Origin of the sequence: Duganella margarita (genome assembly GCF_009857535.1) — a bacterium.
In the GTDB taxonomy this organism is placed as follows: Bacteria; Pseudomonadota; Gammaproteobacteria; order Burkholderiales; family Burkholderiaceae_D; genus Rugamonas; species Rugamonas margarita.
Genome location: NZ_WWCS01000091.1, coordinates 1 through 302, shown reverse-complemented (window position 1 = coordinate 302; position 302 = coordinate 1). Strand labels below are relative to the sequence as shown.

The 302-nt window shown below is 66.9% G+C and carries 1 protein-coding gene; it reads left to right on the top strand.

What is annotated here, in order from left to right:
• The coding region (locus GTP55_RS29350; protein WP_161048272.1) for a hypothetical protein at positions 1-302 on the top strand (302 nt) is incomplete at both ends.

Here is a 302-nt window from a genome sequence, read left to right as displayed (position 1 = left end):
CAGGCCAACTCGCTGAGCAGCGCCCAGGTACGCGCGCTGACCACCGACTCGATTGTTGCCCTGCAAACCGAAGACCTGGCTGCGCTGAAGACTGCCTCGTTCGCTTCGCTGAGCACCGCCCAGGTCGCTGCCCTGACCACCGATCAGATCCAGGGTCTGACCAGCGGCCAGTTCGCCGCGATGAGCACGCTCGACGTCGCCTCGGGCCTGACCACCAGCCAGATCGTGGCAATGACCTCGAACCAGTTCGCCGGCCTGACCACTGCGCAAGTGGGCGCGCTGTCGTCGGCCAACCTGGCCGC